This window comes from Dyella sp. 01N36 (assembly GCF_056399745.1).
Genome location: NZ_JBFTRY010000187.1, coordinates 1 through 6405, shown reverse-complemented (window position 1 = coordinate 6405; position 6405 = coordinate 1). Strand labels below are relative to the sequence as shown.

Below are 6405 nucleotides of genomic sequence, written 5' to 3'. Positions count from 1 at the left end.
GTAGTCGAGGTCGTAGTCCCGGGGGGAGACGCCGCGGTCCATGTCTGCGAGGACTTGCGGTTCGATGAAGATCGAGTCGCAGGCTTTGCAGGAGAAATAAGGGAAACCGTCGACGTCGCGAAATGGTTCGGTCGTCTGGGTTTTTAGGCAAACAGGGCAGGGATGCGTCATGGCGGCAGCATTCTAGCCTTTGCTCGAGACAGGCCGATGATAGGCCCGATCACCAGCGTCACCGATTGTGCACTCGAGCACTGTTTCGGTATGCATATGCTGCTCGAAGCGGATCAACGTGTCGTATCGCCAGACCCGCTGCATGGATTCCATGATTGAAAGCTGCTCGACGTCATCGAAATGAGGTCGGAATTGTCGCATGCCCAGGCGCAAGGCTGGCCTGTTGTCGAGAAGATGTTCGAGCCTGGTATGGATAGCACCAAGGGCGCCACGGTGGCCCGCGAGACGCGCAACGCCACTAGGGGGCGGTCGATTTCTTGATGCCTGATGGATGCGAAGCACGCGGGCAAACGCATCCATCATGGCAGTGCCAATCAGCCAATAGCCTGTTCCAGCTCCGGGATGATCTTGAACAAATCCCCCACCAGGCCGATATCGGCGATCTCAAAGATCGGCGCCTCGCCGTCCTTGTTGATGGCGACGATGGTGCCGGCGTCCTTGATGCCGGTGAGATGCTGGATGGCGCCGGAGATGCCGATGGCCATGTACAGCTCCGGCGCGATGATCTTGCCGGTCTGGCCTACCTGCAGGTCGCTCGGCACGTAGCCGGCGTCGACGGCGGCGCGCGAGGCGCCCACGCCGGCGCCGATCTTGTCGGCAAACTTGTAGATGATGTCGAAGTTTTCCTTCGAGCCCACGCCACGGCCGCCGGAGACGACTTTGCTGGCGCTCTGCAGGTCCGGGCGGTCGCTTTTGCCCGACTGCAGTTCAACGAAGCGGGTGTGCGAGGGCAGGGCGGCGTCGACGCTCAATGCCTCGACYGGGGCGCTGTTTGCGCCGCTCGCCGCGGCGGCCCACGAGGCCGTGCGAATCGTGGCGACGACCGTGCTGCCGGCGTCGGCTTGCACCGTGATGATCGCGTTGCCGGCGTAGATCGGGCGCTTGAAGGTATGGCTGCCTTCCACGCTCATCACGTCGCTCACCTGGGCGACGCCGAGCAGGGCGGCTACGCGGGGCAGCACGTCCTTGCCGAAGGTCGTGGAAGGGGCGAACACGTGGCTGTAGCCGGCGGCGGCCTTGGCGATCTGCGGCGCCAGCACGGCGGCGAGCGGGTGGGCATTCTCGGCGCGGGCGATGGTGAGCACGCGGCTCACGCCGTCGATCTTGGCGGCATCGGCAGCGATGGCGTCGGCGTTGTCGGCCAGCACCAGCACATCGATGGATTCGGGCTTGATCGAAGCGGCGGCGCTCACGGCGCGGGCGGTGGAGGAGTTGAGCTTGCCGTTCAGGTGTTCGGCGATGACGAGGATCTTGGACATGTCGTTATCTCCCTCAGGCTGCTTAGAGCAGCCCCTTTTGCTTCAGCGCCGCGACCAGTTCAGCCGCATCCTTGACCATCACGCCCTTGCTGCGCTTGGCCGGCGCGGCGTAGTGCGTGGTCTTGAGATGATCGTTGGCTTCCACGCCCAGCGAGCCGAACTCGATGGTGTCGATCGGCTTGGACTTGGCCTTCATGATGTCCGGCAGCTTGATGAAGCGCGGCTCGTTGAGGCGCAGGTCGGTGGTGATCACGGCGGGCAGTTCCGCTTCGATCACTTCCAGGCCGGCATCGACTTCGCGGGTCACCGTGACCTTGCCGCCGGCGATCTCGACCTTGCTGGCAAAGGTGGCCTGCGGGCGATCCCACAGCGCAGCGAGCATCTGGCCGGTCTGGTTGGCGTCATCGTCGATGGCCTGCTTGCCCAGGATCACCAGGCCCGGCTGTTCCTTCTCGATCAGCTTCTGGAAGATGCGGGCGGCGGTGAGCGGCTGCACGGCATCGGTCGTGACCACATGGATGGCGCGGTTCGCGCCCATGGCCAGGCCGTTGCGCAGGTGGGCGGTGAGGTCGGCCGGGCCGATGCCCACCACGATCACTTCCTCGGCGACGCCTTTTTCGCGAAGGCGCAGCGCTTCTTCCAGCGCAATATCGTCGAAGGGGTTGGCGGAGAGCTTCACGCCATCCGTCACCACGCCCGTGCCATCGGGCTTGACCTGAATGCGGACGTTGTAGTCCACGACACGCTTGTAGCCAACCAGAATCTTCATCTGCGAGTCCTTTGATGCTAAAGCCACCCCGACTGGGGGAACGGCCATTGTACCTGACCTAAAACGATCGTTTGAAGTCGCCCGGGAGGGGCGTCACGAGTGTGCCAGAGCGGTCTGCAGTGTCGCTTTGGCCATGTCAAAGGAGAAATGGCGCCAGACGTGCGCCGCGGAGGCCGTGGAGAGCCTGTTCCAAAGTTCTTCGTCGTCGTAGAGGCGCAGTATGGTCTCGGCGAACGCCGAGGCACCATCGGCCAGCAGTACGTTGATACCGTCCTCAAGACGCATGCCCTCGGCGGCAATCGGGGTGGCCACGACTGGCAAGCCATAACTCATGGCGGTGTTCACCTTGCCTTTCACGCCCGCGCCGTAGCGCAGCGGGGCCAGCGCAATGCGACACCCGTTCATCCACTCATCCAGGCTCTCGACCCGGCCGTGAGTGACCACGCCATGGCCGGCGAACTCCTGCCTGGCGGCTTCAGGCATGTCGCCGATGAGGTGCAGCGTCAGATCATTGCGGCGCGCGCGAACCAACGGCCAGATCTCGGACACCAGCCAACGCACGGCATCTTCATTGGGCGGATGACCAAAGCCGCCGACGAAGACCACATCGCGGCGCTCGGCGAATGGCCGTTGGCTACCCTYGACGTCATGCATGTTCGGAAGCAACAGGACGTTTGCACCCGGCAGGTCACGCAACAGCAGATCCTGCTCGACCGTACTCACCACGAAGGTCGCATCACAGGCACGGATCAGGGCGTATTCGCGCTGTTTGGACGCGCTGGCCTGTCTGACTAGCGAGGCGTTGCCGGTGTGTTCGGCGGCGCGCTGTTCGCGCAGAAAATGCAGATCCACCGTGTCGTAAAGCAAGGTGGCGTTCGGAGCGAGCTGCTTGATCAGTGCCAGATGACTGTCGGCCACGTAATAGCGGCACAGCATGACGGCCTGGAGTTGCTTGCCTTCGCGCTTCAGCCATTCCAGCAATGAGGGCGAATGAGGCTTGCACAGGGTCTCCACGCCAAGTCGTCCCAGCGTCCGTATTTCCTTTTCCGAGGATTGCCGGTTGTCCGCCATGAAGGTGACGCGCCACCCCATGTCACGCAGTAGCCGCATGATGTTGTAGAGCTGCTGCGAGCCTGCGTCGCGGGTGGGATCGGGCGTGAGCGCATCCATGATGAAAATGTGCGGGCGGCCACGCTCCAGCGCACGATTGATCGGCGTCCCGGGCGCAGGCTGGTGCTGGAGCGCCTCGGCCCATTTCTCGACGAATTTGCGGCGATTGAGGGTCTGGTATTGCTTGACGCCAGCGAAGGGATCCAGGCCTGAGCTGATGCCCTCACAGTGCACAACCAGGCTTTCGGGTTCGTAGATCACGCGCAGGCCGGCCTTGCGCACGCCGAACGCCAGGTCCATGTCTTCGCAATAGGCTGGCGCGTAGCGGCTGTCGAAGCCGCCCACCTGATCGAACAGGCCGCGCGCGATCAGAAGCGAGGCGCCGGACACGTAGTCCACGTTGCGACGAAACATGTAGCGAGGGTCATCGCGACGTTCGAAGCGGCCAACGTTCCAGGCACTGGCATCGGAGTACACGAGGCCGCCAGCTTCTTGCAGCCGGCCATCCGGATAGATCAGGCGACTACCGACGATGCCGCAGTGTGGTTCGTCGCGATACGCCTGGACGAGCGCATCCAGCCAGTGGGGGGTCACCTGAGTGTCGTTGTTCAGGAACAGCAGGAACTCGCCGCGCGCCGCCTGCGCGCCCGCGTTGCAGCTGCCGACGAAGCCCAGGTTCCTGGCATTGCGCAGGACGTGCAAGCCCTCGATCTGCGACAGGACGTCGGCGCTACCGTCGGTCGATGCGTCGTCAATCACGATGACTTCGAAGGCGGTGTCGGCCCCGTGCCTGGCGATCGATCGCAGGCAGGCAAGCGTCCACTGCAGTTTGCCGTAGACGGGAATGAGCACCGAGACAACAGGCTTGTCGCTGGAGGGCAGCGAGAACGGCTGAAAAGGTACGTCGAGGAGCCCCAGCTCAAGTTCCTGGTCTTGTGCCGGATAGCGCTTGAATTCCTGGGTGATGCGCGCCAGCGTTCCCTGCACGCCTCGTTGCGCAAAACTCCCCTTTACTCGGTGCAGGAGATAGCGCAGGCGCCGAAGCCGCCAATGGATATTGCTTACCGGCATGGATGATTCACTTCAAAGTCGCTCGGGCGGCTGTCATGACGAGCAACCAGGATTAGAGATTCTGATAATTCGGACCCGAACCACCTTCCGGAGTGACCCAGTTGATGATCTGGTAGGGATCCTTGATGTCGCAGGTCTTGCAGTGGACGCAGTTGGCGGCGTTGATCTGCAGGCGTTTGCCGGCGTCGTCGCTGACGATTTCATAGACGCCCGCGGGACAGAAACGCGTGCACGGGTTGCCGTATTCCACGGCGCACTGGGTCACGCACACGTTGGTGTCGGCGACGTGCAGGTGGATGGGCTGGTCTTCGTCGTGTTCGGTGGCGGCGAAGTAGACGCCGGCGAGGCGGTCGCGTGGTGGCAGTTCGCGCGGCTGGACGTAATCGCGCTTGGGCTCTTCGTACTCGCCCAGTTTGTGCAGCGAGGACCAGTCTGCCTTGTTCTTGAGCGTCCACGGCGAGGCGCCGCGCAGCGCGGTTTCCCATGCGGCGTTCAACATGCCGAACCACAGGCCCTTCTTGAACGCGGGCTTGATGTTGCGGACCGATTTGAGCTCGGCCATCACGTCCGACGCGCGCAGCCTGGCGTCGAAGCCGGCCGGGTTCAGCTGGTTGGCCACCAGGTGTTCGGCGGCGAGCATGCCGCTCTTGATCGCCTGATGGGTACCCTTGATCTTGGGCACGTTGAGCAGGCCGGCGGTGTCGCCGATCAGCAGGGCGCCGGGCATTTCAACTTTCGGCAGCGACTGGTAGCCACCGGTGACGATGGCGCGTGCGCCGGCGGAAAGGATGCTGCCGCCTTCCAGCAAGGACTTTACCGACGGATGGTTCTTCCACTGCTGGAACGCTTCCCACGGCTGGTAGTTGGGATCGCTGTAATCGAGGCCGCTGACATAGCCCAGCGCGATGCGATCCTTGTCCAGGTGATAGAGGAAGCTGCCGCCATAGGTGTGATTGTCGGCGGGCCAGCCAAAGCTGTGCACGATCTTGCCCGGCTGCACGCGGCCCGGCGGCAGCTGCCACAGTTCCTTGATGCCGATGGAGTAGCCCTGCGGGTCGCTGTCCTTGTCCAAGGCAAAGCGCTTGATCAGCTGCTTGGTCAGGCTGCCGCGCGCGCCTTCGGCGAGCACGGTGACCTTGGCCTTGATGTCGATACCCTGCGTGTAGCCTGCCTTGTGCGAACCATCCTTGGCCACGCCCATGTCGCCGATACGCACGCCGGCGACGGAGCCGTCGTCGTTGTACACGGTGTCGGCCGCGGCAAAACCGGGAAACACATCCACGCCCAGCGCTTCGGCCTGCGGCGCGAGCCAGGCGCACATGGCGCCCAGCGAAACAATGAAATTGCCGTGGTTGTTCATGCCCGGGGGCACCGGCAGCTTGCGGCCGCCGGTCTTGCTGAGCAGCCAGAACTCATCCTCGGTGGCGGGCACGCAGATCGGCGGCGGATTGTCGCGCCAGCCGGGCAGCAGGGCGTCAAGCGGCTGCGGCTCGATCACCGCGCCGGAGAGGATCTGCGCTCCGATGGTCGAGGCCTTCTCGATCACGCACACGCTCGTTTCCGGCTGCAACTGCTTGAGACGGATGGCGAACGCGAGGCCGGACGGGCCTGCGCCAACGACGACGACGTCGTATTCCATGATTTCGCGGTCGCTCACGGCTCACTCCAGCTGATCTTGTACGGCATGCCTACCGTTCTCTGACGTACGGTACGGGTAATCCGGCATTGTCCGGGTTCGGGCCATTGGGGGCAACGGTGGCCGAATCCTTGCAAACCCTTCATGTGTGATAGCGATAATCCCCCCAAAAGCGACCCAGGGAAGAAAGAATGAATTTGCAGCCCCCGATCAGCGAACTTGACCTGCGTCGCGCCACCATGTGCCAGCTGCTGCACTGGCTGGCGGTGGACCGCGTGCAGCCACAGGGGCTGGCCGAGACGCGTGCAGCCACAGGGGCTGGCCGAGAC

4 protein-coding genes are annotated in these 6405 nt (G+C 63.5%); all 4 read right to left on the bottom strand.

The window, feature by feature from the left end; all coding sequences use genetic code 11:
• Positions 1-545 precede the first annotated feature (545 nt).
• The 4 genes from AC1DMG_RS18515 to AC1DMG_RS18500 all read right to left on the bottom strand — a co-directional run bounded on the left by AC1DMG_RS18515 (position 546) and on the right by AC1DMG_RS18500 (position 6079).
• Complete coding sequence (locus AC1DMG_RS18515; protein ID WP_441604992.1) at positions 546-1490, bottom strand: electron transfer flavoprotein subunit alpha/FixB family protein; 945 nt, start codon at positions 1488-1490, stop codon at positions 546-548.
• A 22-nt stretch (positions 1491-1512) separates the two neighbouring features.
• Positions 1513-2259, bottom strand: coding sequence for an electron transfer flavoprotein subunit beta/FixA family protein (locus AC1DMG_RS18510; RefSeq protein WP_441604991.1), 747 nt, complete (start codon positions 2257-2259; stop codon positions 1513-1515).
• A gap of 93 nt (positions 2260-2352) precedes the next feature.
• The gene (locus tag AC1DMG_RS18505; RefSeq protein ID WP_477180877.1) at positions 2353-4440 is read right to left on the bottom strand and encodes a glycosyltransferase; all 2088 of its coding nucleotides are present in this window, start codon (positions 4438-4440) and stop codon (positions 2353-2355) included.
• A gap of 52 nt (positions 4441-4492) precedes the next feature.
• Positions 4493-6079, bottom strand: a complete 1587-nt coding sequence (locus AC1DMG_RS18500; protein ID WP_441604996.1) for an electron transfer flavoprotein-ubiquinone oxidoreductase — start codon at positions 6077-6079, stop codon at positions 4493-4495.
• Positions 6080-6405: the final 326 nt, after the last annotated feature.